This is a genomic window from Streptomyces sp. NPDC006687 (assembly GCF_040636215.1).
Lineage (GTDB): Bacteria > Actinomycetota > Actinomycetes > Streptomycetales > Streptomycetaceae > Streptomyces.
Genome location: NZ_JBEYJJ010000002.1, coordinates 180,037 through 204,723, shown reverse-complemented (window position 1 = coordinate 204,723; position 24,687 = coordinate 180,037). Strand labels below are relative to the sequence as shown.

Below are 24,687 nucleotides of genomic sequence, written 5' to 3'. Positions count from 1 at the left end.
GTAGAGGTGAAGATTTGGGCCGGGCGTAAGACCATGGGAGGCGGCGACCCAAGGCACGACTCCCCTGACAGCGAAGGAACAGCGTGGCTTCCGCATCCGATCGCAATCCGATCATCATTGGCGGCCTGCCGAGCCAGGTCCCGGACTTCGACCCGGAGGAGACCCAGGAGTGGCTCGACTCCCTGGACGCCGCCGTCGACGAGCGGGGCCGTGAGCGTGCCCGCTACCTGATGCTGCGGCTGATCGAGCGGGCCCGCGAGAAGCGGGTGGCCGTCCCCGAGATGCGCTCGACGGACTACGTCAACACCATCGCCACCAAGGACGAGCCCTTCTTCCCCGGCAACGAGGAGATCGAGCGCAAGGTCCTCAACGCCACCCGCTGGAACGCGGCCGTGATGGTCTCGCGCGCCCAGCGCCCCGGGATCGGCGTCGGCGGCCACATCGCCACCTTCGCCTCCTCCGCCTCCCTCTACGACGTGGGCTTCAACCACTTCTTCCGGGGCAAGGACGAGGGCGACGGCGGCGACCAGATCTTCTTCCAGGGCCACGCCTCCCCCGGCATCTACGCCCGCGCCTACCTCCTGGACCGGCTCACCGAGCAGCAGCTCGACTCGTTCCGGCAGGAGAAGTCGAAGGCCCCGTACGGCCTGTCGAGCTACCCGCACCCGCGGCTGATGCCGGACTTCTGGGAGTTCCCGACCGTCTCGATGGGCCTCGGCCCGCTCGGCGCGATCTACCAGGCACGGATGAACCGGTACATGGAGGCGCGCGGGATCGCCGACACCTCCCGGTCCCACGTGTGGGCGTACCTGGGCGACGGCGAGATGGACGAGCCGGAGTCGCTGGGCCAGCTGTCCATCGCCGCCCGCGAGGGCCTGGACAACCTGACCTTCGTCGTCAACTGCAACCTCCAGCGCCTCGACGGCCCGGTGCGCGGCAACGGCAAGATCATCCAGGAGCTGGAGTCGATCTTCCGAGGGGCCGGCTGGAACGTCATCAAGCTGATCTGGGACCGCTCCTGGGACCCGCTGCTGGCCCAGGACCGCGACGGCATCCTGGTCAACAAGATGAACTCCACCCCCGACGGGCAGTTCCAGACGTACGCCACCGAGTCCGGCGCGTACATCCGCGAGCACTTCTTCGGCGGGGACCAGCGGCTGCGCGCGATGGTCGAGAACATGACCGACCGGCAGATCCAGCACCTGGGCCGCGGCGGCCACGACCACAAGAAGGTCTACGCGGCCTACGCGGCGGCCAAGGCCCACAAGGGCCAGCCGACGGTGATCCTGGCGCAGACGGTCAAGGGCTGGACCCTCGGCCCGAACTTCGAGGGCCGCAACGCCACGCACCAGATGAAGAAGCTGACGGTCGACGACCTCAAGCGCTTCCGCGACCGCCTGCACATCCCGATCACCGACGCGCAGCTGGAGAACGGCGCCCCGCCGTACTACCACCCGGGCCGCAACTCGCCCGAGATCCAGTACATGCACGACCAGCGCAGCGCCCACGGCGGCTACGTGCCCACCCGCGTGGTGCGCGCCAAGCCCCTGGCCCTGCCGGACGACAAGGCGTACGCGGCCGCCAAGAAGGGCTCGGGGCACCAGTCGATCGCCACCACGATGGCCTTCGTCCGCATCCTGAAGGACCTGATGCGGGACAAGGAGATCGGCAAGCGCTTCGTGCTGATCGCGCCCGACGAGTACCGGACCTTCGGTATGGACGCCTTCTTCCCGAGCGCCAAGATCTACAACCCGCTGGGCCAGCAGTACGAGGCGGTCGACCGCGACCTGCTCCTCGCCTACAAGGAGTCCCCGACCGGCCAGATGCTGCACGACGGCATCTCGGAGGCCGGCTGCACGGCCTCGCTGATCGCGGCGGGTTCGGCGTACGCGACGCACGGCGAGCCGCTGATCCCGGTCTACGTCTTCTACTCGATGTTCGGCTTCCAGCGCACGGGTGACCAGTTCTGGCAGATGGCCGACCAGCTGGCGCGCGGTTTCGTCCTGGGCGCGACCGCCGGCCGTACCACCCTGACGGGTGAGGGCCTCCAGCACGCCGACGGTCACTCCCAGCTGCTCGCGTCGACCAACCCGGCGTGCGTGGCGTACGACCCGGCCTACGGCTACGAGATCGCGCACATCGTCAAGGACGGCCTGCGCCGCATGTACGGCCCGACGGAGACCAACGAGCCCGGCGAGGACGTCTTCTACTACCTGACGGTCTACAACGAGCCGATCCTGCACCCGGCCGAGCCGGCCGACGTGGACGTGGAGGGCATCCTCAAGGGCATCCACCGCGTCTCCCAGGGCGGCTCGGGCGCCGTCGGGGCGCAGCTGATGGCCTCGGGCGTGGCGGTGCCGTGGGCGCTGGAGGCGCAGCGGATCCTGGCCGAGGAGTGGAACGTCCGGGCGGACGTCTGGTCGGCGACCTCCTGGAACGAGCTGCGCCGCGAGGCCGTCGAGGTGGAGGAGCACAACCTGCTCCACCCGGAGGAGGAGCAGCGCGTCCCGTACGTGACCCGGAAGCTGTCGGGTGCGGAGGGGCCGTTCGTGGCGGTGTCGGACTGGATGCGGGCGGTGCCGGACCAGATCTCGCGCTGGGTACCGGGGACGTACACCTCGCTGGGCGCGGACGGTTTCGGCTTCGCCGACACGCGCGGCGCGGCGCGGCGCTTCTTCCACATCGACGCCCAGTCGATCGTGCTGGCGACGCTGACCGAGCTGGCCCGTGAGGGGAAGATCGACCGGTCGGCGCTGAAGCAGGCCATCGACCGGTACCAGCTGCTGGACGTGGCGGCCGCCGACCCGGGCGCTGCGGGCGGCGACGCGTAACAGCTGGGGCGGGAGGCCCCGGGAGGGTCACTCGTACGTGGGGGCGCTGGGACACCTGTCCCAGCGCCCCCTTCCGTTGTCCCTACGATGATCGGTATGAAGGAACCCTCCCGCCAGGCGCGGTGGGAGCGCCGTACTCAGGTCCCCCTGCTGGTGCTCGCCGTGGCCTTCGCCGTCGCCTATGCCGTGCCGATCGTCGCGCCGGACGCGGGCGAGGCCGTGCACCTGGCCTGCACCCACGCGGAGTGGGCGGTGTGGGCGGCGTTCGCGGTGGACTACGTGGTGCGGCTGGGGCTGGCGGGGGACCGGAAGCTCTTCGTACGGACGCACTGGCTGGACCTGGCCGCGGTGGTCCTGCCGCTGGTGCAGCCGCTGCGGCTGCTGCGGCTGGTGGCGACCCTGATGCTGGTGGGGCGGCGGGCACGGATGGCTCCGCAGATCCGGCTGACCACGTACGTGGCGGGCGCGGTGGTGGGGCTGCTGATGTTCGGCTCGCTCGCGGTGCTGAGCGTGGAGCGGGACGCGCCGAACGGCAACATCAAGAACCTGGGCGACGCGGTGTGGTGGTCCTTCACCACCATGACCACCGTCGGGTACGGGGACCACTCCCCCACCACCGGGCTGGGCCGGGTCCTGGCGGTGGGGCTGATGCTGTCGGGGATCGCCCTGCTCGGTGTGGTGACCGCCAACATCGCCGCCTGGTTCATCGCCCGTTTCGAGCGCGACGACCAGGTGGAGCGGCTCCAGCTGGCGGCCGTCCGGGAGCTCCAGGAGGAGGTACGGGCGCTGCGGGCCGAGGTCGCGCGGCTGGACCGCGGCCCCCGGTGCGCGATGCCCGCCCAGCTCCCCCTGGACCCCGGGCCGGCCGCCGGCCGGGCGGGGCCTACCGCTCCCACACCTTGAACGCCCTGACCTGGTAGGGGGACTGGGGCAGCCAGACCCCGTCGCCCGGGTAGGTCTGGAACTCACCGGTCTCCGCGCACTCGGCCGACTGGTAGGTGGTCACCGGGCGCCCGGTGCGGTTGACCAGGGACTGGTAGCCGGCCGTGGGCGGCAGGGCGGTGCAGCTGTTGATGTCGAGGGTGCTGAGGTCGTAGGTCTGCTTCGTTCCCTTGAAGTCCGGTTTCGCCCACAGGCACAGCTCCCCCGTGGCGCAGGGCGGGGAGGCGGCGTGGGCGCCGGTGGCGGTGGACGGGATGAGGGCGCAGGCGGCCAGGAGGGCGGCGGCGAGGGTGGTGACGCGTGCGGTGCTCCACGTACGCATGACGGGGTCAACTCCTTGTGGACGTAACAGCCCCGGACGGTTTCCGGTGGCTCCGTGACCCCACGCTGACCTGCGAAGACGCCCGGGCGGAAGGGGCCGCGGGCGGGTCCACCCTGATAGGCGACAGCCCCGCCGCACAGGTGGCGGCGGGGCTGTGGCGGGCGCGGTGTTGACGCGGCCGTAACGGCGGGCGGTGCGGCTCAGATGTGGGCCGCACCCGCCCCGGCCTCGGCGTTCTCCCCGCGCTTGGTGAAGCAGGCGACGACCGCGGCGAGGACCGCGACCACTGCGGCGCAGGTGAAGGCGGTGCTCATACCGGAGACGAAGGTCTCGTGCGCGACGGTGGAGACGGTGTGGGCGACCGGCTCGGGAGTCCCGGGCGGGACGGGGGCGATGCCGACCTGGACGCCCTTCTCCGCGAGTTCCTGCTGCTCGGGGGTGAGCGGGGGCAGGCCCGCCCGCTGCCAGTTGTCCCCGAACGTGTCACTGACCTCGGCCGCCATGACCGCTCCGAGCACGGCGGTGCCGAGGCTCCCGCCGACCTGCATCGCGGCCTGCTGGAGGCCGCCGGCCACGCCGGAGAGCTCCAGCGGGGCGTTGCCCACGATGACCTCGGTGGCGCCGACCATGACGGGTGCCAGGCCCAGGCCCAGCAGGGCGAACCAGAGGGACATGGTCAGGGTGCCGGTGTCCGGGGTGAGGCGGGACATCCCGAAGCAGGCCACGGCCGTGGCCACCATGCCGGCGACGAGCGGGACGCGCGGGCCCATCCTGGTGATGGCGGCGCCGGCCAGCGGGGAGCCGATGATCATCATTCCGGTGAGCGGCAGCAGGCGCAGGCCGCTGTCGACCGGGCTCATCCCGTGCACGTTCTGCAGGTAGAAGGTGACGAAGAACAGCCCGCCCATGAAGGCGAACGCCATCAGCACCATCAGCACGGTGCCCGCCGACAGCGCCAGCGAACGGAACATCCCGAGCGGGATCAGCGGCTCGGAGACCCGGGTCTCCCAGAAGGCGAAGAGCGCGAAGCACACCAGGGAGCCGATGAGGAAGAGCAGGGTCTTCACATCGCCCCAGCCCCACTCGGCGGCCTTGATCAGCGCCCAGATCAGGGAGAACATCGCGGCCGACAGCAGCACGATGCCCGGCAGGTCGAAGGAGCGCGGGGCGTTCTCCGCGCGGTGGTCGAGCAGGATGAACAGGCCGAAGAGCAGCGCGACGACGCCGACCGGCACGTTGATGAAGAAGACTGACTGCCAGCTGACGTGCTCCACGAGCAGGCCGCCGACGATGGGCCCGGCCGCGGTCGAGGCGCCGATGACCATGCCCCAGATGCCGATGGCCATGTTGAGCTTCTCGGCGGGGAAGGTGGCGCGCAGCAGGCCGAGCGCCGCGGGCATCAGCAGGGCACCGAAGAGGCCCTGGGCGACGCGGAAGCCGATGACCAGCCCCACTCCGGTGGACAGGCCGATCACGGCCGAGGAGAGCCCGAAGCCGGCGATGCCGATGAGGAAGGTCTGGCGGTGCCCGAAGCGGTCGCCGAGCTTGCCGGCGGTGATCAGGGAGACCGCGAGGGCGAGAAGGTAGCCGTTGGTGATCCACTGCACCTGGGCCAGGCTGGCGCCGAGGTCCTTCTGGATCGCGGGGTTGGCGACGGCGACGATCGTGCCGTCGAGGGTGACCATCATGACGCCGATCGCCACGGCGAACAGCGTGAGCCACGGGTGGCCGCGCAGGCCGGCGCGGGCCGGTGACGTACTCGACTCCTTGGCGAGGGTGATCTGATCAGTCATGCAAGCAGGTTAATGACAGCGACTGACAGTTCACAAACGGCTCAACGCGGCAGCGGCTGTCAGCTCCGTCACGGGTACCCTGACCGCTCACTCAGCGTCAGACGCAGCATCAGAGAGGACCCCGCGGTGATGACCGACGAGCGGCCTGCCCGGGCGGCCGGACTGCGCGAGCGCAAGAAGCGGCGCACCCGCGACGCGCTGCTGCGCGCCGCACTGCTGCTGTTCGTCTCGCAGGGCTACGACCGGACGACCGTCGACGAGATCACCGAGACGGTCGAGGTCTCCCAGCGGACCTTCTTCCGTTACTTCGCGAACAAGGAGGAGGTGGCCTTCGCCGTGCAGGACCTGGTCGAGTCGCACTTCGTCGCCGCGCTGGCCGCCCGCCCGGCCGGGGAGCCTCCGCTGGAGGCCATGCGCAACGCCGTGCTCGCCGCCTGGGACACCGTTGACGAGGCCATTTCCGAGGTGGTCCCCGTCGACCTCTACATGCGGGCGTACCGGCTGATCGAGTCCACCCCGGCCCTGCTCGCCGTCCATCTGCGGCGCTCCACCGAGCTGGAGGAGCGGATCGCCCGGCTGATCGCCGACCGCGAGGGCCTCGACCTGGACGCCGACCCGCGGCCCCGGATCGCCGTCGCCATGTTCTCCGGGGTGATGCGGGTGACCGGGCGGCTCTGGGGGCAGGGCGAGGACGTGAGCGTGACCGCGATCCGGCGGATGACCGAGGCGTACCTCGACCAGATCGGCCCCGCCCTGGCCTCCGACTGGCGGGACCCGGAGCACATGACGACGGATTCCGGCCACCTCACGGGCGCACCCTGACGGCCTCTTCCGCGACGGAGCGTGACCGCGGGGGCGGCGTAAACACCGGACGGCCGTGAGTCCCGTCACCCCTGCCACCACGGGCTCCAGCGGCGTCCTAGGCTGGTTCCAGTGAACCTGCCCGGCCTCCCCGCCCACCCCACCGCCGACGCCCCCGTGCGCCTGGCCGCCCTGCGCATGCTGCTCGCGCTCGGCGTCGTCTTCCTCATGCTGGCGACCACCGGCTGGACCGCGGTGCACCGGCCGGACGCCGGGGTTCCGGCGCGGGCCGCCGCACTCGCCGCGTGGACCACGGCCCGGGTCGAGGGCCGGCCGGTGCCGGCCGCCGACGCCCCCGCACGGACGGTCGCCCGCTTCTTCGCCGGACTCGACGCCGCCCAGCGCACCCACCTCGCCGACGGCTACCCCCTCGTGGTCGGCAGCCTCGACGGAGCCCCCGCCGCCCTCCGCTACCGGGCCAACCACAACGCGCTCGCCCAGGCCGCACGGCTGGAGGAGGCCCGGGGCCAGGACGTCGCCCTCACCCCGGCCGACCGTGCCAACGCCATACGCCGGGCGCACCGCTTCGAGTCCCTCGCCGAGAGCGGCCGGCAGATCCTCCTCTTCGACCCCAGCGGTGACGGCCTGGTCGCCGAGGTCTTCGGAGACCTCGACACCGCCCGCCGGGTCTCGGTGATCGTCCCCGGGGTGGACACTGACGCCCTCACCTTCGAGCGCAGCCAGCGCCGGCTCACCGCCCCCGCCGGCATGGCGCAGTCCCTGTACGAGGCCGAGCGCGCCGCCGCGCCCGCCTCCCGTACGGCCGTCATCGCCTGGGCCGGCTACGTCACCCCCGCCGGGGTCGGGGTGGACGCCGCCACCGGCCGGCTCGCCGTCCTGGGCGCCGCCCGGCTGGAGGCCCTGGCCGCGGCGCTGCCCGGCGACGCCAGCGTGGCCCTGTTCTGCCACAGCTACGGCTCGGTGGTGTGCGGGGTCGCCGCGCACCGGCTGCCCGACCGGGTGACCGACGTGGTGGTGGCGGGCAGCCCCGGGATGCGCGCGGGGAACGCCGCCGAGCTGCACACCTCCGCGCGGGTGTGGGCGACGCGGGCCGAGGGTGACTGGATCGCCGACGTCCCGCACCTGGAGGTCGGCGGGGTCGGGCACGGCGCGGACCCGGTGTCGCCCGGATTCGGCGCCCGGCTGCTGTCCTCCGCCGGCGCGCACAGCCACACCGGCTATTTCGAGCCAGGCACCGCCTCGCTGGAGAACTTCGCCAAGATCGGAACCGGCGGTTTCGGTTCCGTCGCGTGCGCGAACGGCAGCGACGACTGCCGTGCCGATGTCCCGGGCTCGAACGGCGGCTGACGCGCCCGCTGCGGGGGCCCGCGGGAGGGCCGCCGGGGCGTTGACGCTCCGCCAACCCGTAGCAAGTCGAAAAAAACGGGCCGGATGACGAGGGGGACGCGTGGGGGCGCGTCCCTTTACCATGTGCCGCATGGGTGACGTACTGGCCGGAAATCATGCCGTCTGGGAGTTCGACGCCGACTCGGACTCGGTGCTCATCCGCTTCGCACGGGGGATACGCACGCCCAGGCTCTGGCAGGCACTGGGTGAGCGCCGGATCCCCCTGGAAGCGCTGTCCGGGGTGACGGTGGGGACCGGCCCGGCCGGTGTGGCGCGGCGGGAGAGCGTGGTGCTGCGCGCGCTGCCGCGGCCCGGGGCGGATCCGCTGATGGAGGCTGCCGCCGGGCAGCTCAAGGAGTCCTGCGATCCGTACCGGCTGGTGCTGCCCGCGGACCGGGCGGAGCAGGCCGCGGACTTCGCGCGGGCGCTGCGCGAGCGGCTGGGGCCCGACGACGTCAGGGATCCCGCGCAGCGGTTCCTCGTCGCCGTCCCCCCTCCGCCGCTCCAGCTGAAGGCGTACGACGCCCGGGTGGGCTTCGACGGGTCGGCGGTGACCTTCCACTGGTCGCGGACGGGCGCGAGCAGCGCGAAGTGGCGCGCCGGGGACCAGCGGTTCGCGCTGGCCGCGCTGGCCGGGGTGGAGTGGGTCTCCCCTGACCGCCCCGGCGGCGGGCACCTGCGGCTGCTGCGGCGCGAGGGCGCCGAGGCCCCGCCGGCCCCCGACCACGACCTCGCGGCGGCGGTGTTCGGCATGGGCTGCGGCGCCGTGCACGAGTCGCTGCCGTTCGCGGCCGCCGTGCTCGCCGCGCTGCGGGAGCGGGCCCCGGTGGGCTCCGTGCCCCGGGCCCGGACGTCCGGGGAGCGGCTCCGGCACCTCAGCGAGCTGCACAGCACGGGCCTGCTGACGGACGCCGAGTACGAGACCCTCCGCGCCCGCTTCACCGCCGGAGCCTGATCCGCCGGATGCCCCTTACGCCTCCCGGGCCGCCGAGGTGAAGGTCATGTCCGGGTAGCGGGCGCCCGCCACCTGGTCCGCCAGGGGCTCCAGCAGGGCCAGCTCCGCCGCCGTCAGGGTGATCCGGGTGGCGGCCGTGTTCTCCGCCAGGCGCCCCGGCTTACGGGTGCCCGGGATCGGCACCACCGTCAGCCCGTGCACCGACGCCCGCTGCTGCACCCACGCCAGCGCGACCTGCGCCGCCGTCACCCCGCGCGCGGCGGCGATCTCCCGCAGGGGCGCCAGCAGGGCCGCGTTGGCCTTGGCGTTCTCCCCCGTGAAGCGCGGCTGACTGCGGCGGAAGTCATCGGCCGGCAGCTCGGCCGCCGCGTCGGCGAAGGCCCCCGTCAGGAAGCCGCGGCCCAGCGGCGAGTACGGCACGAAGGCCACGCCCAGCTCCGCTGCGGCGGGCACCGCGCTGCGCTCCACGTCCCGGCTGAACAGCGACCACTCCGACTGCAGGGCCGCGATCGGGTGCACCGCGTGCGCCTCGCGCAGCTCCGCCCCGGTGACCTCGCTGAGCCCCAGGTGGCGCACCTTCCCCTCCTGCACCAGCTCGGCCATCGCGCCCACCGACTCCGCGAAGGGCACGGCCGGATCGCGGCGGTGCATGTAGTAGAGGTCGATGACCTCCACGCCGAGCCGCCGCAGGCTGCCCTCGACGGCCTGGCGGATGTACGCGCGGTCGTTGCGGATCCCCCGGTAGGCCGGGTCGTCGCTGCGTTCGAGGGCGAACTTGGTGGCCAGGGTGATCTCGTCCCGGTGGGCGGCCACGAAGGGGGCCAGGAACTCCTCGTTCGCCCCGCGTCCGTAGGCGTCCGCCGTGTCGAAGAGGGTGACCCCCGCGGCCAGCGCCGCGTCGAGGGTCGCGCGGGCCGCCGCCTCGTCGGTGTCCCCGTAGAACTCGCTCATGCCCATGCAGCCGAGTCCCTGGATGCCGACGACCGGGCCGCCCTTGCCCAGCTCGGCGCGTGCGATCTTGTCCTGCTCCGTCATGACTGTGCCTTCCCCGTTCCGGCGTTCACGGTGTTCTTCCGCCCATAGAGCGCGATCTTGTAGTCCAGGACGTCGAGGGCGTCCGTCAGCTCGGCGACCCGCGCCAGCACCTCCCGGCGCGTCCGCTCCAGCAGCGCGCGGCGCTCGTCGACCGTGTGGTCCCCCTCGCGGACGAGCTCGGCGTAGCGGACCATGTCCGCCACCGACATGCCGGTGGCGCGCAGCTTGCCGACGAAGGCCAGCCAGTCGAGGTCCTTGTCGCTGAACCGGCGCTGCCCCGAGTGGGAGCGGTTCACGTGCGGCATCAGGCCGATCCGCTCGTACCAGCGCAGCGTGTGCTGGGTCAGACCGGTCCGGCCCTCGACCTCGCTGATCGTGTACCTCGTCTCCGTCAGGCTCATGACCTCCACGCTAGAACCCTGGAGTGCACTCCAAGCAAGTGCGTGCACCGGGCACGGGGCCAGTAGGCTCGGGGCCATGGAGAGCCTGGAACCCGTGAACACCTTGGCCAGCCTGCGGACCGTCGAGAGCTGGCCGGTGCCGGCCGCCGCCGCGGCCGTCGTCCGCGCCGACGGGAGCCTCGCCGGCTCCCACGGCCCGGTGGACCGCCGTTTCCCCCTGGCCTCGGTCACCAAGCCGCTCGCCGCCTACGCGGTCCTCGTCGCGTACGAGGAGGGAGCGGTCGAGCTGGACGAGCCGGCCGGACCCGAGGGCTCGACGGTCCGTCACCTCCTCGCCCACACCAGCGGCCTGGCCTTCGACGAGCACCGCGCGACCGCCCCGCCCGGGCAGCGCCGGCTGTACTCCAACGCCGGCTTCGAGGTCCTCGGCGACCACCTCGCCAAGGCCACCGGCATCCCCTTCGCCGACTACGTGCGCGAGGCCGTCTTCGAACCGCTGGGCATGACCTCCTCCAGCCTGGAGGGCTCCCCCGCCAAGGACGGCGTCTCCACCGTCTCCGACCTGGTGCGCTTCGCCGCCGAACTCCAGGCACCCCGGCTGCTCGACGTCCGCACGGTCGCCGAGGCCACCTCCGTGGTCCACCCCGGCCTCAAGGGCGTCCTGCCGGGTTACGGGCACCAGTCGCCCAACGACTGGGGGCTCGGCCTGGAGATCCGTGACGGCAAGTCCCCGCACTGGACGGGACTCACCTCCTCCCCGCGCACCTTCGGCCACTTCGGCCAGTCCGGCACCTTCCTGTGGGTGGACCCGGACGTCCGCGCCGCCTGCGTGGTGCTGACCGACCGCGCCTTCGGCCCCTGGGCCGTCGAGGCGTGGACCCCGTTCACCGACGCGGTCCTCGCCGAGCTGCGCGCCCGCTAGGCAGTCGGCCGGACGCTACAGCGGCAGTTCCCAGACCAGCAGCTCGCACGGGGACCCGGCCGTGATCACCAGGCCCTTCTCGCCGGTGATCCGCGCCGCGTCGCCGGGCCCCAGCTCCGCCCCGTCGAGCCGCAGGTCCCCGTGCACCACGTGCAGGTAGACCCGCTCGGCGTCCGGTACGGGGACCCGCTCGCCCGCGCCCGGCCGCCGTACGCGCAGCACCGCGCCCGCCGCCGGCACCTCGTACGGGGCGCCCTCCGCGAGGTCCCGTACGACCTCGTACGAGGGCTCCCCGCCGGCGGTCAGCGGGGCCAGCCACATCTGCACGAACCGCAGCGGCCGCCCGCCGTCGTTGCGCTCCACGTGCCGGGCCCCCGAGCCGGAGCCCAGCCGCTGCACGTCCCCGGGCCGGACGGTGCCAGTGTGGCCGGTGGTGCTGTCGCGGTGGGTGAGCTCGCCCTCGACCACCCAGGTCACGATCTCGGTGTGGCTGTGCGGGTGCTCGTCGAAGCCGGAACCCGGGGCGAGCAGCTCCTCGTTGCAGGCGAGGACCGGGCCGAAGCGGATGTTGTCCGGGTCGTAGAAGGACCCGAAGGAGAAGGCGTGCCGGGTGGTGATCCCGGCGGCCGGATCCCCTCCCGCGTACCGGTCGGCGGCGCGGCGTACATCGATCATGTCAGCCACCGTAGCCGCCCGCCGGGGCGCAGGGCCCGGGACCGGGGTCCGCGCCGGGCCGCCGATAAGGCAGTCTTGTCCCGTGCCCCAACCCGAACGTGAGCATTCCCCCGAGACCCGTCCCGCGCATCCGGCCCATCCGCATGCGGCGACGCTGCGACGGCTGGAGAAGTCCTCCGGCCGCCTCGCCGCCAACGCCATCGCGCGCATGGACGAGGCGCTGCCGTGGTACCGGGCGATGCCTCCGGAGAACCGCTCGTGGATCGGCCTGGTCGCCCAGGCGGGCATCGCGGCGTTCACGGAGTGGTTCCGGCACCCGGAGACCCCGCAGGCCATCTCCACCGATGTCTTCGGCACCGCCCCGCGGGAGCTGACGCGGGCGATCACGCTGCGCCAGACCGTGGAGATGGTCCGGACGACGATCGAGGTCATGGAGGCCGCGATCGACGAGGTGGCGGCCCCCGGCGACGAGTCGATCCTGCGCGAGGCGCTGCTGGTCTACGCCCGGGAGATCGCCTTCGCGACCGCCCAGGTGTACGCGCAGGCCGCCGAGGCGCGCGGGGCGTGGGACGCCCGGCTGGAGTCGCTCGTCGTCAACGCCGTGCTGTCGGGCGAGGCGGACGAGGGCGCCCTGTCGCGGGCCGCGGCGCTCGGCTGGAACTCCCCGGAGCACGTGTGCGTGGTCCTGGGCACCGCCCCGGAGGGGGACAGCGAGCTGACGGTCGAGGCGATCCGCCGCGCGGCCCGCCACCACAAGCTCCAGGTGCTCACGGGGGTGCTGGGCGACCGGCTGGTGGTGATCGCGGGCGGCAGCGACAACCCGCTCCAGGTGGCGAAGTCGCTGATCGGCCCGTTCGCGGCCGGGCCGGTGGTGGCCGGGCCGGTGGTGCCGGACCTGCTGAACGCGACGAAGTCCGCGCAGGCGGCCGCGGCCGGGCTGAAGGCGTGCACGGCCTGGCAGGACGCGCCGCGCCCCGTACTGGCGGACGATCTGCTGCCCGAGCGCGCGATCGCCTCGGATCCCTCGGCCAGGGAGCAGCTGGTGGAGGAGATCTACAGACCGCTGGAGGAGGCGGGCTCGGCGCTGCTGGAGACGCTGAGCGTCTACCTGGAGCAGGCGAGCAGCCTGGAGGGGGCGGCCCGGATGCTGTTCGTGCACCCCAACACGGTGCGCTACCGGCTCCGACGTGTGACCGACGTCACCGGCTGGTCACCCTCCGATGTGCGCTCCGCGTTCACGCTGCGGATCGCCCTGATTCTGGGGCGTCTGGCCGACGGAGATCAGCAGCCCTAGACTTTTGTCGGACATCAACAATTCCCCCGACGGTTCTTCGTCCCTGTCCCCACGGGCGGCGGAGACCATCCACAAGAGAGAGTGTGAGGGTGCTCGTACTCGTCGCTCCCGGCCAAGGCGCTCAGACGCCCGGCTTCCTGACTCCCTGGCTCGAACTGCCCGGCGCCGCCGAACGCGTCGCGGGCTGGTCGGACGCCATCGGGCTGGACCTCGTCCACTACGGCACCAAGGCCGACGAGGACGCGATCCGCGACACGGCGGTGGCCCAGCCCCTGCTGGTCGCGGCCGGCCTGCTGTCCGCTTCCGCGCTGGGCGCCCCGTCGGCCTTCGGCGCCGTCGCCGGCCACAGCGTCGGTGAGATCACCGCGGCCGCGTACGCCGGCGTGCTGGGCGAGGCCGACGCGCTGTCGTTCGTCCGTACCCGCGGGCTGGCCATGGCCGATGCCGCCGCCGTCACCGAGACGGGCATGGCAGCGGTCCTGGGCGGTGACCAGGACGTGGTCGTCGCGCACCTGGAGAAGCTCGGGCTGACCCCGGCCAACATCAACGGCGCGGGCCAGATCGTGGCCGCGGGCACCGCGGAGCAGATCGCGGCCCTGGTCGCCGACAAGCCCGAGGGCTCCATGAAGGTCGTCGCCCTCAAGGTCGCGGGCGCCTTCCACACGCACCACATGGCGCCCGCGGTCGCCACGCTGGCGGAGGCCGCCCAGGCCCTCACCCCGGCCGACCCGACGCTGACGTACGTGTCCAACCGGGACGGACTCGTGGTCGAGTCGGGCGCCGACGTCGTCGCCCGTCTGGTCGGCCAGGTCGCCAACCCGGTGCGCTGGGACCTGTGCATGGAGACCTTCTCCCAGCTGGGCGTCACCGGGATCGTCGAGCTGAGCCCCGGCGGCACCCTGACGGGCCTGGCCAAGCGCGCGCTCAAGGGCGTGCCCAGCGTGGCGCTGAAGACGCCGGACGATCTCGACAAGGCCGCGAAGCTCATCGCCGAGCAGACGGCCTGAGAGTAGGAGCCCACACAGCATGTCCAAGATCAAGCCGGCCAAGGGCTCCCCGTACGCCCGCATCCTCGGCGTCGGCGGCTACCGCCCGACCCGTGTGGTGCCCAACGAGGTCATCCTGGAGACGATCGACTCCTCCGACGAGTGGATCCGCTCCCGCTCCGGCATCGCGTCCCGGCACTGGGCCTCGCCCCAGGAGACCGTCGCCGCGATGTCGGTGGAGGCGTCCGGCAAGGCGCTCGCCGACGCCGGGATCTCCCCCGAGCAGATCGGTGCGGTGATCGTCTCGACGGTCTCGCACTTCAAGCAGACCCCGGCCGTCGCGACGGAGATCGCGCACCGGATCGGCGCGGTCAAGCCCGCCGCCTTCGACATCTCCGCGGGCTGTGCCGGTTTCGGCTACGGCCTGACCCTCGCCAAGGGCATGGTGGTGGAAGGTTCCGCCGAGTACGTCCTCGTCATCGGGGTCGAGCGGCTGTCGGACCTGACGGACCTGGAGGACCGGGCGACGGCCTTCCTGTTCGGCGACGGCGCCGGCGCCGTGGTCGTCGGCCCCTCCCAGGAGCCGGCCATCGGCCCCACGGTGTGGGGTTCGGAGGGCGACAAGTCCGAGACCATCAAGCAGACCGTGCCGTGGGACGAGTACCGCAGCACGGACACCGCCCAGAAGTTCCCGGCCATCACCCAGGAGGGTCAGGCGGTCTTCCGCTGGGCCGTCTTCGAGATGGCCAAGGTGGCCCAGCAGGCGCTCGACGCGGCCGGGATCACCGCGGACGACCTGGACGTCTTCATCCCGCACCAGGCCAATATGCGGATCATCGACTCGATGGTGAAGACTCTCAAGCTGCCGGAGCACGTCACGGTCGCCCGTGACGTGGAAACCACCGGCAACACGTCGGCCGCCTCGATCCCGCTCGCCATGGAGCGGCTCCTGGCGACCGGAGCGGCGAAGAGCGGCGACACCGCGCTCGTCATCGGCTTCGGGGCGGGGCTCGTCTACGCCGCGACGGTCGTTACCCTCCCCTAGGGCCCGGATCACCTCCCGGACCTGAACCACCAGCTAGCTAGCTACAGAAGGAGCGCCACATGGCCGCCACGCAGGAAGAGATCCTCGAAGGTCTCGCGGAGATCGTCAACGAGATCGCGGGCATCCCGGTCGAGGACGTCCAGACCGACAAGTCCTTCACCGACGACCTGGACGTCGACTCCCTGTCCATGGTCGAGGTCGTCGTCGCCGCCGAAGAGCGCTTCGAGGTGAAGATCCCGGACGAGGACGTCAAGAACCTCAAGACGGTCGGCGACGCCGCCGACTACATCCTGAAGCACCAGGTCTGAGCCTGACGAGCGTTTGTCGCCACCCCGCGGTGGCGCCGTGACAATTCAGCACCCCCTGAGACGTGGAGAAAGAATTCCTGTGAGCCCGACCAATCGCACCGTGGTCGTCACCGGTATCGGCGCAACCACTCCGCTGGGTGGCGACAGCGCTTCGACCTGGGAAGGTCTGCTCGCCGGCCGGTCCGGCGTATCGCCCCTGGAGGGCGAGCGCTTCGCCGAACTGCCGGTCCGCATCGCCGCCCAGGCCGCAGTGGACCCGGGTGAGGTCCTGCCCCGGCCGCTGGCCCGCAAGCTCGACCGCTCGGCGCAGTTCGCCCTCATCGCGGCCCGTGAGGCATGGGCCGACGCGGGCTACACCGCCCCCGCCGGCGAGGACGAGTCGATCGTCCCCGAGCGGCTGGGCACCGTGATCGCCTCCGGTATCGGCGGCGTCACCACCCTGCTCGACCAGTACGACGTGCTGAAGGAGAAGGGCGTACGCCGGGTCTCCCCGCACACCGTCCCCATGCTCATGCCGAACGGCCCCTCGGCCAACGTCGGCCTGGAGGTCAACGCCCGCGCCGGTGTGCACACCCCGGTCAGCGCGTGCGCGTCGGGTGCCGAGGCCATCGGCTACGCCGTCGAGATGATCCGTACCGGCCGTGCCGACGTGGTCGTCGCGGGCGGCACCGAGGCGGCGATCCACCCGCTGCCGATCGCGGCGTTCGCCAACATGATGGCGATGTCCAAGAACAACGAGAGCCCGACCACGGCCTCCCGCCCCTACGACAAGGCCCGCGACGGCTTCGTCCTCGGCGAGGGCGCCGGCGTCGTGGTCCTGGAGTCCGCCGAGCACGCCGCCCGGCGCGGCGCCCGGGTCTACTGCGAGGTGCTGGGCCAGGGCCTGTCCGCGGACAGCCACCACATCGCGCAGCCGGAGCCGACGGGCCGCGGTGTCGCCGCCGCCCTGCGGAACCTGCTCGACAACACCGACCTGGACCCGGCCGAGCTGGTCCACCTGAACGCGCACGCCACGTCCACCCCGCAGGGTGACACGGCCGAGCTGAAGGCGCTGCGCAAGGTCCTGGGCGACGACCTCGACCACATCGCGATCTCCGCGACCAAGTCGATGACCGGTCACCTGCTGGGCGGCGCGGGCGGTATCGAGACGGTGGCGACCGTGCTGGCGCTGTACCACCGGATCGCCCCGCCGACGATCAACGTCGACGAGCTGGACGACGACATCGACGCGGACATCGTGCGCGGCGAGGCCCGCAAGCTGCCCGTGGACGGTCCGATCGCCGCGATCAACAACTCCTTCGGCTTCGGCGGCCACAACGTCTCGCTGGCGTTCCGCACGGTGTAGCGCGCCCAACCGGTACGAAGAAGGCCCACCCGGACACCGGGTGGGCCTTCTTCGTGGGGCGGTGCTACACCACCTGGTGGAGCCAGCGGACCGGGGCGCCCTCGCCGGCGTAGCGGAAGGGCTCCAGCTCGTCGTCCCAGGGCTTGCCGAGCAGCTTGGCGATCTCCGCCTCCAGGTCGGTCTCGCCGCTCGCGGAGCGGGCGAGGGCGGCGCGCAGCCGGTCCTCCGGGATCAGGATGTCGCCGTGCATACCGGTGACGGCGTGGAAGATGCCGAGCTCCGGGGTGGAGCTGTAGCGCTCGCCTTCGGCGGTCGGGCAGGGTTCGGCGGTCACCTCGAAGCGGAGCAGGTGCCAGCCGCGCAGGGCGGAGGCGAGTTTCGAGGCGGTACCCGCCTCGGCCTGCCAGGAGAACTCGGCTCTCCAGGTGCCGGGGGAGGCGGGCTGCCTGATCCAGTCGAGGTTCACCCGCACCCCGAGCACGCCAGCAACAGCCCATTCCACGTGCGGGCAGAGCGCGCGCGGTGCGGAATGCACGTACAGAACTCCACGTGTCGTCACCGGGACCTCCAGTGTGGGACGAGGTCGGGAATAAACTCCAGAAAACGGACAGTATGTGACGTGATGTAATGTAACGGAAAATAATGGAACATTGCGTAACGGCACCTGCGGCCGAAACGCCACGGGAAAAAGCTACCGTGCGCCAGGGGTCCTGGTGTGACGTACGGTCGCTCCGAAGCCCGTAAACGCAGAGCATTCACTCAGCAGGACGCCCCGGCAAGGACGCGGGGCGACGAGGGAGGACCCCCCGATGCGCACCACCGCCGCGCGCCGCCGCGCACGCCGGACCGTCACCGGCGCGGGCGTGGCGGTGGCCGTCCTGGCCGCGGCGGTCACGGGGTGTGACGACTCCGGTCCGCCGGCGAAGGGCGGTGAGCGGGGGGCGCAGGCGAAGCCGCGCTGGAACCCGGCGCCGGCCTCCGTCGCCGCCGTGGGGGACTCCATCACCCGCGGGTTCGACGCCTGTTCGGTGCTGGCCGACTGCCCGGAGGTCTCCTGGGCCACCGGCAGCGATCCCGCCGTCAACTCGCTGGCCGCCCGGCTGCTGGGCCAGGCGGAGGTGCCCGTACGCAGCTGGAACCACGCGGTGACCGGCTCGCGCATGGCGGACCTGCCGGGGCAGGTGGCCGAGGCGGCGCAGCACAAGCCGGGCCTGGTCACGGTCATGGTGGGCTCGAACGACGCCTGCCGGCCCACGGCTTCGTCGATGACCCCGGTGGCGGAGTTCCGCGCCGAGTTCGAGCAGGCGCTGAAGGAGCTGCGGGCGGCTTCGCCGTCCTCGCAGGTGTACGTGTCCTCCGTGCCGGACCTGCAACGGCTGTGGGAGCAGGGCAAGGACGACCCGATGGTGCGTCAGGTCTGGAAGCTGGGGATCTGCCAGTCCATGCTGGCCGAGCCGCTGGCCTCCGACGCGCAGGCCACCGCCCGGCGGGAGCGGGTGCGGGCGCGCGTGGTCGAGTACAACGAGGCGCTGCGGCAGGTCTGCGCGCAGGACGCGCTGTGCCGCTACGACGGCGGCGCGGTCTTCCAGTACCCCTTCGGGGCGGAGCAGCTGAGCCACTGGGACTGGTTCCACCCCGGCAGGGACGGGCAGGCACGGCTCGCCGAACTGGCCCACCGGCAGGTGACGGCGGCCGATCCGCCGCGTTGACCCGGCGGGGCCGGGCGGGGTCCGGGGGGGGCGGTTCCGGGCCGCTCTGCGGCCGGGGCGGGGGTGATTTCCGGCCAGTGCGCCGCCCCGGCGTGTCGCGGCCCCTACAGGTGGAGGGTGGCCGTGAGCCGGGTGTCGGCGTACGAGTGGCTCGCCCGGACCTCGTAGCCGCCGCCGATCCGGCGCCAGCCGTACGCCTCCTCGTCCCAGACCTCGAAGGCCCGGCCGGGCAGCGCGATGTCCACCTCGACGCTCTCCCCCGGCCCCGCCTCCACGCCCGCGAAGCCGGCCAGCCAGCTCGCCGGGCGCTCCACCGGGTCCGCGACGGGCGCCAGGTAGACCTGGACGACCTCACGGCCGGGCCGGGCGCCGGTGTTGGTGAGGCGGACCCGGACGGACTCGGCGGTGGCCTCCAGGGACTCGTAGGCCCAGTCGGTGTAGCCGAGGCCGTGACCGAAGGGGTAGGCGGGCCGCACCCCGTGGGCCTCGTACGCCCGGTAGCCGATGAGCAGCCCCTCGCGGTACTCCAGCCGCCCCTCCTGGGGGACGACCTCGGTGACGGGCGCGTCGGCGAGGGAGGCGGGCCAGGTGGTGGGCAGGCGGCCGCCGGGTTCGGCGTCGCCGAGGAGGACGTCGGCCAGGGCGGCCCCGCCCTCCTGCCCGGGGAACCAGGTCAGCAGGACGGCGGCGACGTCCTGGCGCCACGGGAGTTCCACCGGGGAGCCCGCGTTGACGACGACCACGGTGTGCGGGTTGGCGGCGGCGACGGCCCGCACCAGGTCGTCCTGGCGGCCCGGCAGCCCGAGGCCGCCGCGGTCGAAGCCCTCGGACTCCACCCGCTCGGTGGTGGCGACGACCACGACGGCGGTGTCGGCGGCCCGGGCCGCCCGTACGGCCTCCTCGATCAGCTCCTCGGGGTCGCGGCGCGGACCGAGGTGGAGCAGGGAGAACAGGACCGCCTTGAGCGGCATCCCGGCCATGTCGGGCACCTGGTACGTCAGCGAGACCCCGACCGGCTCCCCGGCGGCCAGCACGGCCCTCGCCCGCTCACAGGGGGCCCCGAAGAACGCCTCGAAGGGGTCGGCCTCGTCGCCCATCCCCTGGACGCCCTCCCACAGGGTCCGTCCGCCGACGGCGAGGCGGAAGGCGCCGAGCCCGCGCGTGCCGAAGACGTGCTCCCCGCTCTCGCGCGGCAGGAACGTCCCGGTGATCTCGACACTGGCCAGCGTCTCGTACGAGGCGCCCTCGGGGAGGTCCTCGCCGATCCACTGGACCTGCCCGCTCGGCAGGCCGCCCTCGCCGAGGACCGCCCCGGAGGCGTCGCGGCAGACGGCGCGCAGCTCGAACCCCCGCGCGGCGGGAGCGGGTTCCTCGCTGGGGTCGGCGCCGACGGCGTAGGTGAGGGCGCCTTCGGGGAGGGCGGCCGTCAGCCCGTCGAGCGGGGAGACCACCCGTTCGGGGAAGACGGTGGCGCTGCCGCCGCCGAGGACGCGGGCGTCGCGGGCGGCGGCGCCGATCAGGGCGACGGTGCGGCCGGAGGACCGGTCCAGGGGCAGGGCGCCGTCCTCGTTGCGCAGGAGGACGAAGCCGCGGACGGCGAGCTCGCGGGCCAGGGCCGTTCCGTCGAGCGGCGCGGGCGGCTCGGTGACGGCGGCGCGGGCGCCCTCCAGCAGGCCGGCGCGGGCGGCGAGGCGCAGGACGTTGCGCACGGCCCCGTCGACGGCGGCCCCGTCGGCCTCCCCGGCGCGCACGGCGGCGGCGAGGGCGGGGCCGTAGACGGTCGTCGGGCCGGGCATGGCCACGTCGAGGCCGCCTTCGAGACAGCCGGTGGTGGAGCGGGCTGCCGTCCAGTCGGAGACGTTGCACCCGTCGAAGCCCCATTCGCCGCGCAGCACCCCGTTCACCAGCTGCCGGTGCTCGGTCATGGTGGTGCCGTTGACCTGGTTGTAGGCCGTCATGACGCCCCAGGGGCGGGCGCCGCGGACGATGGCCTCGAAGGGGGCGAGGTAGAGCTCGCGCAGGGGGCGGGGGGCGATGGCGTTGTCCACGGTGAAGCGTTCGGTCTCGGCGTCGTTGCCGGCGAAGTGCTTGACGGTGGTGGCGATCCCGCCGTCCTGGACGCCCTGGACGTAGCCGGTGCCGATGGCGCCGGTCAGGTACGGGTCCTCGGAGTAGCACTCGAAGTGGCGGCCGCCGAGCGGGGAGCGGTGGAGGTTGACGGTGGGCGCGAGGAGGACGTGGACGCCCTTGCGGCGGGCCTCCTGGGCCAGCAGCCTGCCCGCCCGGCGGGCCAGGGCCGGGTCCCAGGAGGCGGCGAGGGCGGTCGGGGAGGGCAGGGCGACGGAGGGGTCGTCGGCGGTCCAGCGCACGCCCCGGACGCCGATGGGCCCGTCCGACATGACCAGGGAGCCCAGCCCGATCTCGGGGAGGGCGGGCAGGGACCACATGTCCTGGCCGGCCAGGAGCCGGGTCTTGGCGTCGAGGTCCAGCTTGCCCAGGGCGGCCTCGACGGCGTCTTCGCGGGCCTGATCGGCAGCGGTCACGGCCGTGCCTCCTCGCTCGGTGTGCGGTGGCGTGCGGTGGGGTCTGCGGTGGGGTGCGGTGCGGTGCGGTGCGGTGCGGTGGCCCATGGTGGACCCTTTCCCTGTAGAGCGGTAGGTGTCGTCATCTTTTCGTGATGAAGGGATGGCATACGGTCGTACGGCCGCCGGGCGGGCCGGAGCGGAAGAGGGGTGTGGCGGGCGATGGTCAGGGCGAAGAGCGAGGAGCGGCGCGGCGAGATCCTCCGCGCGGCGGTCGAGGTGATCGCCGAGCGCGGCTACCGGGGCGCCTCCCTGGGCTCCGTCGCCGAGCGCGTGGGCCTGACCCAGCAGGGGCTGCTGCACTACTTCCCGACCAAGGAGGCGCTGCTGGTCGCGGTCCTGGAGGAGCGCGACCGCTGGGACACCGGCGGCGGCTCCCGCACCGCGGCAGGCAGCTGGCGCCTGGACCTGCTGGCCTCGCTGGTGGAGTACAACGCGATGCGCCCCGGCATCGTGCAGACCTTCTCCGCCCTGCTCGGGGAGAGCGTCACCGACGGCCACCCGGCCCGCGCCTTCTTCACCGAGCGCTACGCGCAGGTGCGCGGGGAGATGGCCGCCGTCCTGCGCGCCGAGTTCGGCGAGCGCCTGCCCTCCGGCCTCACCCCCGAGGAGGCCGCCCCCCTGCTGACGGCGGTCATGGACGGCCTCCAGTACCAGTGGCTACTCGCCCCTGAATCGGTGGACATGCCGGCCGCGTTCCGCTCCTTCCTGACGCTCCTCCGGGGCCCGCAGGGCTGACCCGCCGGGCCCGTGGAGCGGCTCGGCCTCCTCACCGCCGGCCCTACGGCCGGCCGATGCCGCCGGCCCGGCGGACGCCTTCGGAGCGCGGGCCGCTCCTGGGCGGCGACGAGCCCGACGGCCGCCGGACGCGTACCCTCCCGCGGTCCGCGGGCCTGGCATCCTGGGCGGCATGAAGATCGCCGCCGCGCAGCTGACCTGCATACCCGCCGACGTCACCGCCAACGCCGCGAGCGCCACCGCCCTCGCGGCCGAGGCCCGGGACCGGGGCGCGGAGCTCCTCGTCCTCCCCGAACTCGCGCTCACCGGCTACGAGCTGGACGCCCTCGCGGAAGACCCCTCCCTGTGGGTGTCCGACGCCGACGACCCCCGCCTGGACGGCCTGCGCTCCTCCGGGATCGCCGTCGCCGTCAACGTCGCCCTGCGCACCCCGCACCCGCTGCCCGCCATCGCCACCCTGGTCTACGGCGCGGACGGCGCGCACCTCACCACCTACGCCAAGCAGCACCTCTACCAGCAGGAGCAGGCCGCCTTCACCCCCGGCACCGAGGACGGCCGCTTCGAGCTCGGCGGCCTCCGCTTCTGCCTGGGGATCTGCTTCGACAACCACTTGCCGGACCTGGCGGCCCGGGGCGCCGCCGACGGCTGCCGCGTCCACCTGGCGAGCTCCCTGTACGGCACGGGCGTCGGCGTCACCGAGCGCGCCACCGTCTACCCGGGCCTCGCCAAGGAGCACGGCCTCTACGTGGTCCTCGCCAACCACGTCGGCCCGGCGGGCCCCTGGACGGGCTGCGGCGGCGCGGCGATCTGGGCTCCGGACGGCACCCTCCTGGCGGAGGCGGACGCCCTCACCCCGGCGGTGGCCACGGCGGAGATCCCTACGCCCCTCTAGCCACACCCCCCTGGGCGGAGGCGGAGGCGGCGGCGGAGGCGGCGCCCGGCAGGAGGCGTCTGGCCCCCCACTCCCCCAGGGCCTCCAGGGCCCCGTTCAGCTCCTGGCCGAGCGGAGTCAGCGCGTACTCCACGCGCGGCGGGACCTCCTCGAAGACCTCGCGGTGGACTATGCCGTCCGCCTCCAGCTCCCGCAGCTGCGCCGCGAGCACCTTCTCCGAGACCCCGGGCACCAGACGGCGCAGCTCACCGAAGCGGCGCCCCGGGCACTGCTCCAGCTCCCAGAGGATCGACACCTTCCACTTGCCGTCGATCACCGCCATCGCGGCGGCGATCCCGCAGTGGTCCGCACCCGGCCTGCGCGTCAACGCCATCCCGCCCACCCCTCCCACCTGCTCGCTCACCTCGGGGTAACCACCCACTCCGAAGTGCGTACTTGAGCCCCCGTCAGCCTGCCACCAGGCTAAACGGCATGACTGACAACGACACCCCGCACCGCCCGCTCACCCTGCTCGGCCTCGGCGACATGGGCACCGCCCTCGCCCGCACCTGGCTCGCCGCCGGACACCCCCTGACCGTCTGGAACCGCACCCCCGCCAAGGCGCGGGCCCTGGCCGCCGAGGGCGCGGCCGTCGCCGCGAGCCCCGCCGGGGCCGTCGCCGCGAACACCCTGGTCGTGCTCTGCCTGCTGGACGACGCCAGCATCGGCTCCGTGCTGGACGGGCTGGACCTGGCGGGCAAGGACCTGGTCAACCTCACCACCGGCACCCCCGCGGAGGGCCGGGCCCGGGCCGCCTGGGCCGAGGAGCGCGGCGCGCGCTTCGTGGACGCCGGGATCATGGCCACCCCGCCGATGATCGGCGTCCCGGAGGCCGGCGGGTACGTCTTCTACAGCGGCTCCCGCGCCCTCTTCGACACCCACCGGACGACCCTGGAGGTCCCGGCCGGTGCCCGCTTCGTCGGCACGGACCCGGGTCACGCGGCCCTGCACGACGTGGCTCTGCTGAGTGCGATGTACGGGATGTTCGCCGGGATCTCGCACGCCTACGCGCTGATCGAGGGCGAGGACATCGCGCCGAAGGACCTGGCACCGCTGCTGTCGGAGTGGCTGGGGGCGATGGGCTTCTTCGTCGGGAACGCCGCCGAACGGCTGACCTCCCGCGACTTCACCACCGGAGTGGTGTCCAGCCTCGCCATGCAGGTCGAGGCGAGCGGCACGCTGCTGCGCACCGCCGCCGACCAGGGGGTCAGCGCCGAGCTGATCGAGCCGTACCTGAGGCTGATGAAGGAGCGCCTGGACGCCGACCCGGCCGCCCACGCGGGTGAGGACACGGTGGGGGCGCTCACCCTGCTCCGCCGCACCGCCGTCCGCTGAGCCCGGCTTCCGGCCTCAGGAGTACGAGCGGGGGTCCGGGTGGGGCGCCGGAGGGTGGCCGGGGGTCTTCCCGTAGCCGTAGCCCTGCTGCCCGTGACCACCGGCCGGGGCCTGGCCGTAGCCCGGTGCCTGGCCGTAGCCCTGCTGCCCGTTGCCCTGCTGCCCGTAACCCGGCTGCCCGTGGCCCTGCCCCGGAGCCTGCGGGTACGCCTGGCCCGGGGCCGGCGGGTAGCCCTGGCCGGAGGGCCGGCCGGCGCCGTACGGGCCGGGGCCGCCGTACGGGCCGGGGCCGCCGTACGGGCCGGGGCCGCCGTACGGGCCCGCCTGGGG

General features: G+C 73.1%; 23 protein-coding genes. 15 read left to right on the top strand and 8 right to left on the bottom strand.

From position 1 onward, the window contains the following. Positions 1–83: 83 nt before the first annotated feature. Both aceE and ABZ716_RS03280 read left to right on the top strand, forming a co-directional pair. Complete coding sequence (aceE, locus tag ABZ716_RS03285) at positions 84–2,831, top strand: pyruvate dehydrogenase (acetyl-transferring), homodimeric type (protein WP_358956123.1); 2,748 nt, start codon at positions 84–86, stop codon at positions 2,829–2,831. A gap of 96 nt (positions 2,832–2,927) precedes the next feature. Further along, positions 2,928–3,734, top strand: a complete 807-nt coding sequence (locus ABZ716_RS03280; protein ID WP_351889173.1) for a potassium channel family protein — start codon at positions 2,928–2,930, stop codon at positions 3,732–3,734. Here the strand turns inward: ABZ716_RS03280 and ABZ716_RS03275 are convergent. Together ABZ716_RS03275 and ABZ716_RS03270 are read right to left on the bottom strand one after the other, a co-directional pair. Beyond that, complete coding sequence (locus tag ABZ716_RS03275; RefSeq protein WP_358809896.1) at positions 3,715–4,095, bottom strand: peptidase inhibitor family I36 protein; 381 nt, start codon at positions 4,093–4,095, stop codon at positions 3,715–3,717. The genes ABZ716_RS03280 and ABZ716_RS03275 overlap by 20 nt on opposite strands. 200 nt (positions 4,096–4,295) lie before the next feature. Further along, positions 4,296–5,888 carry an MFS transporter gene (locus ABZ716_RS03270; RefSeq protein ID WP_358809897.1) on the bottom strand — a complete coding sequence of 531 codons (1,593 nt, stop codon included), beginning with the start codon at positions 5,886–5,888 and terminating at the stop codon, positions 4,296–4,298. 129 nt (positions 5,889–6,017) lie between these two features. Here ABZ716_RS03270 and ABZ716_RS03265 point away from each other — a divergent pair, with 129 nt between their 5' ends. The 3 genes from ABZ716_RS03265 to ABZ716_RS03255 all read left to right on the top strand — a co-directional run bounded on the left by ABZ716_RS03265 (position 6,018) and on the right by ABZ716_RS03255 (position 9,051). Further along, entirely contained in the window at positions 6,018–6,710 is a 693-nt protein-coding gene (locus ABZ716_RS03265; RefSeq protein WP_358809898.1) for a TetR family transcriptional regulator, read from the top strand. A 177-nt stretch (positions 6,711–6,887) separates the two neighbouring features. Beyond that, positions 6,888–8,057: an alpha/beta hydrolase gene (locus ABZ716_RS03260; RefSeq protein WP_358810211.1), complete on the top strand. Its 1,170-nt coding sequence runs from the start codon at positions 6,888–6,890 to the stop codon at positions 8,055–8,057. A 130-nt stretch (positions 8,058–8,187) separates the two neighbouring features. After that, positions 8,188–9,051 carry a DUF4429 domain-containing protein gene (locus ABZ716_RS03255; protein ID WP_358956121.1) on the top strand — a complete coding sequence of 288 codons (864 nt, stop codon included), beginning with the start codon at positions 8,188–8,190 and terminating at the stop codon, positions 9,049–9,051. A gap of 15 nt (positions 9,052–9,066) precedes the next feature. Here ABZ716_RS03255 and ABZ716_RS03250 read toward each other — a convergent pair whose 3' ends face one another. Continuing rightward, the gene (locus tag ABZ716_RS03250; protein ID WP_358809900.1) at positions 9,067–10,086 is read right to left on the bottom strand and encodes an aldo/keto reductase; all 1,020 of its coding nucleotides are present in this window, start codon (positions 10,084–10,086) and stop codon (positions 9,067–9,069) included. After that, positions 10,083–10,487, bottom strand: coding sequence for a MerR family transcriptional regulator (locus ABZ716_RS03245; protein ID WP_358809901.1), 405 nt, complete (start codon positions 10,485–10,487; stop codon positions 10,083–10,085). The genes ABZ716_RS03250 and ABZ716_RS03245 overlap by 4 nt, the downstream gene beginning before the upstream one ends. Before the next feature lie 103 nt (positions 10,488–10,590). On the opposite strand from ABZ716_RS03245, the gene ABZ716_RS03240 reads away from it, so the two are divergent. Then, a complete protein-coding gene (locus ABZ716_RS03240; RefSeq protein WP_358956406.1) occupies positions 10,591–11,409 on the top strand; it encodes a serine hydrolase domain-containing protein in 819 nt (272 codons plus the stop codon). A 15-nt stretch (positions 11,410–11,424) separates the two neighbouring features. On the opposite strand, the gene ABZ716_RS03235 is transcribed toward ABZ716_RS03240, so the two are convergent. Next, positions 11,425–12,084 (bottom strand): pirin family protein, encoded by a 660-nt coding sequence (locus ABZ716_RS03235; protein WP_358809902.1) that lies wholly within the window; start codon positions 12,082–12,084, stop codon positions 11,425–11,427. Between the two features lie 82 nt (positions 12,085–12,166). Here ABZ716_RS03235 and ABZ716_RS03230 point away from each other — a divergent pair, with 82 nt between their 5' ends. From ABZ716_RS03230 to fabF, 5 genes are all read left to right on the top strand, one after another. Then, the gene (locus tag ABZ716_RS03230) at positions 12,167–13,378 is read left to right on the top strand and encodes a helix-turn-helix domain-containing protein (protein WP_042819076.1); all 1,212 of its coding nucleotides are present in this window, start codon (positions 12,167–12,169) and stop codon (positions 13,376–13,378) included. A gap of 89 nt (positions 13,379–13,467) precedes the next feature. Continuing rightward, the gene (locus ABZ716_RS03225; RefSeq protein ID WP_358809903.1) at positions 13,468–14,385 is read left to right on the top strand and encodes an ACP S-malonyltransferase; all 918 of its coding nucleotides are present in this window, start codon (positions 13,468–13,470) and stop codon (positions 14,383–14,385) included. A 19-nt stretch (positions 14,386–14,404) separates the two neighbouring features. Continuing rightward, positions 14,405–15,409 (top strand): ketoacyl-ACP synthase III, encoded by a 1,005-nt coding sequence (locus tag ABZ716_RS03220; RefSeq protein WP_358809904.1) that lies wholly within the window; start codon positions 14,405–14,407, stop codon positions 15,407–15,409. 59 nt (positions 15,410–15,468) lie between these two features. After that, on the top strand, positions 15,469–15,717 hold the full coding sequence (locus tag ABZ716_RS03215) for an acyl carrier protein (protein ID WP_351889198.1): 249 nt from the start codon (positions 15,469–15,471) through the stop codon (positions 15,715–15,717). A gap of 79 nt (positions 15,718–15,796) precedes the next feature. After that, positions 15,797–17,062, top strand: coding sequence for a beta-ketoacyl-ACP synthase II (gene fabF, locus ABZ716_RS03210; RefSeq protein WP_351889200.1), 1,266 nt, complete (start codon positions 15,797–15,799; stop codon positions 17,060–17,062). Between the two features lie 64 nt (positions 17,063–17,126). On the opposite strand, the gene ABZ716_RS03205 is transcribed toward fabF, so the two are convergent. Next, positions 17,127–17,621: a DUF3145 domain-containing protein gene (locus ABZ716_RS03205; protein ID WP_030757646.1), complete on the bottom strand. Its 495-nt coding sequence runs from the start codon at positions 17,619–17,621 to the stop codon at positions 17,127–17,129. A 250-nt stretch (positions 17,622–17,871) separates the two neighbouring features. On the opposite strand from ABZ716_RS03205, the gene ABZ716_RS03200 reads away from it, so the two are divergent. Next, complete coding sequence (locus ABZ716_RS03200; protein ID WP_358809905.1) at positions 17,872–18,771, top strand: SGNH/GDSL hydrolase family protein; 900 nt, start codon at positions 17,872–17,874, stop codon at positions 18,769–18,771. A gap of 104 nt (positions 18,772–18,875) precedes the next feature. Here the strand turns inward: ABZ716_RS03200 and ABZ716_RS03195 are convergent, their stop codons facing one another. Then, complete coding sequence (locus ABZ716_RS03195; RefSeq protein WP_358956118.1) at positions 18,876–21,314, bottom strand: glycoside hydrolase family 3 C-terminal domain-containing protein; 2,439 nt, start codon at positions 21,312–21,314, stop codon at positions 18,876–18,878. Between the two features lie 201 nt (positions 21,315–21,515). Between ABZ716_RS03195 and ABZ716_RS03190 the strand changes: the two genes are divergently transcribed. Further along, positions 21,516–22,091 (top strand): TetR/AcrR family transcriptional regulator, encoded by a 576-nt coding sequence (locus ABZ716_RS03190; RefSeq protein WP_358809907.1) that lies wholly within the window; start codon positions 21,516–21,518, stop codon positions 22,089–22,091. Positions 22,092–22,263: 172 nt separating this feature from the next. Continuing rightward, a complete protein-coding gene (locus ABZ716_RS03185) occupies positions 22,264–22,983 on the top strand; it encodes a carbon-nitrogen hydrolase family protein (protein ID WP_358956115.1) in 720 nt (239 codons plus the stop codon). Here ABZ716_RS03185 and ABZ716_RS03180 read toward each other — a convergent pair. After that, positions 22,970–23,356, bottom strand: coding sequence for a helix-turn-helix domain-containing protein (locus ABZ716_RS03180; protein WP_358956404.1), 387 nt, complete (start codon positions 23,354–23,356; stop codon positions 22,970–22,972). The genes ABZ716_RS03185 and ABZ716_RS03180 overlap by 14 nt on opposite strands. 98 nt (positions 23,357–23,454) lie before the next feature. Here ABZ716_RS03180 and ABZ716_RS03175 point away from each other — a divergent pair, with 98 nt between their 5' ends. Continuing rightward, a complete protein-coding gene (locus ABZ716_RS03175) occupies positions 23,455–24,357 on the top strand; it encodes an NAD(P)-binding domain-containing protein (protein ID WP_358956113.1) in 903 nt (300 codons plus the stop codon). Positions 24,358–24,687: the final 330 nt, after the last annotated feature.